This is a genomic window from Paraburkholderia sp. Tr-20389 (assembly GCF_017104565.1).
GTDB lineage: Bacteria > Pseudomonadota > Gammaproteobacteria > Burkholderiales > Burkholderiaceae > Paraburkholderia.
The window spans coordinates 1-1,793 of sequence record NZ_JAAGPD010000106.1; the positions used below are offsets into that span (position 1 = coordinate 1).

Genomic DNA, 1,793 nt, shown 5'->3' on the forward strand with positions numbered 1-1,793 from the left:
GCAGCGAAACTAACCCTGATACGTCAAAGAAGCTCTTGGGGTAGGCCGCGTTCATGTGACTCGCTCCGGCGTTCCACCAGGGACCGCGTCCGTTGCTTGCCGACTTCCATGCCCGCGTTGGGTCCAGCCCCCGCGCCTGCAGCTTCCTGTTACGGGTAGCCGGACGCTTCCATTGCCGCCATAGCAGGCAGCGAAGTTTGCGCCTTATCCACCCGTCCAGACCCTCCAACACGCCCTTGACCTCGGTCAGCCGGAAGTAGGAGGCCCAGCCACGTAGCACCGGGTTGAGTACCGCGATCGTTTGGCCGAGATTGCGTGAAGCGTTCCCGACGACGATCTCACGCACCCGGTCTTTCAGTCGCTTCAAACTGCTCTCGGCGATCCTCAGACGTGCCTGTTTGTGCCACGTCACGCTGTAACCCAGAAACTTCCGCTGCCAGGGCCTTGCCACAGCGCTTTTGTCCCGATTGACCCGAAGCTTCAGTTTCTGCTCCAGGTAGCCGGTGATCGCGTCCATGACATGTTGTCCTGCCGCTGCGCTTTTGACGTAGATGTTGCAATCGTCGGCGTAGCGGCAGAACCGGTGTCCCCGACCTTCCAGTTCGCGGTCCAGATCCGTCAGCAGGATGTTTGACAACAGGGGTGACAGTGGACCGCCTTGCGGCGTACCTTCTGTCCTCCCGCTGACAACCCCGTCAGACATCATGCCCGCTTCCAGGTAGCGTCGGATCAGTTTCAATACCCGTCCATCTTTGACCCGGCGAGCCACGCGCGACATAAGAATGTCGTGGTTCACCCGGTCAAAAAACTTCTCCAGATCAAGGTCAACCACCCAGCGGTGGCCCTCCCTGATATAGCCTTGCGCTCGTTGCACCGCTTGCCATGCATTGCGGCCCGGTCGGAACCCGTAGCTATGCTCGGAGAATTCAGGATCGAACTCCGGTTGGAGAACTTGCAGCAGCGCCTGCTGAATCAGGCGATCCAGTACCGTCGCGATGCCCAGCGTCCGTACCCCGCCGTTGGGCTTGGGTATTTCCACTTTGCGAATCGCCGCCGGTACATAATCGCCCGCCAGTAGCGCTGCCTTGACGCTCGGCCAGTGCTGTTGCAGCCATGCCTTGAAGTCGAATACGGTGAGTCCATCGACTCCCGCCGCACCCTTGTTCTGCATCACCCGCTCATACGCTCGCCACAGGTTGGCTCGTTCAACCACGGCTTCCATCTGCCGTGGCCCTTCCGCTTTCGTTTGCCCACCCGCCGCCGTGCAGGGCTCGGCACCCATGTCGGTCCTCGGCGAAATCCGTTCGCCTCCCTCCGTCACGGGCGCAGTTGCCTGCCTTGTTGCGTCGTCGCTCTGCATCGAGGTCGGATGTCCTAATCGCGATGTTCAATGTTCAGGCCTTCAGTCAGGCGCTCTTCGACTCTCCGCCTTTGCCCCGACCTAGTATGCCGTCTGCTGACTTCTGCATGCGCATCCCGACACCTCTCGATGTCGGTAGCACGAGGCACGCATGCAGATCTCCCCGGGTATTGCGCACCCACCTTCACGCTTATGCCTGTCGGATTTACGTCGCAGCGTCCCGTGCAAGTACTGGGCTTTAGTGATAAGGGACACCTCACCCCGCTACGCCGCCTCATATCCGCTTCCTGTTCGTCAGGCCAGCGCTTTGCCTTCGGCTTCCTCCAGATTCGCGGTCGCCCGCGACACCCTTGCCGTTCAGCTAACCCTTCCCCTTGCCGGGTGGGTAGAGGACTTTCACCTCCAGGTAAGTGCGCCCTGCCGGGCGCACCCA

General features: G+C 60.9%; 1 protein-coding gene. It reads right to left on the reverse strand.

Features of this window, described 5'->3' with window-relative positions; translation table 11 throughout:
• Positions 1 to 1,282, reverse strand: a 1,282-nt coding sequence (gene ltrA, locus G3N95_RS40345; RefSeq protein WP_241019216.1) for a group II intron reverse transcriptase/maturase, incomplete at its 3' end; no start/stop codon positions are given.
• Between the last annotated feature and the right edge of the window lie 511 nt (positions 1,283 to 1,793).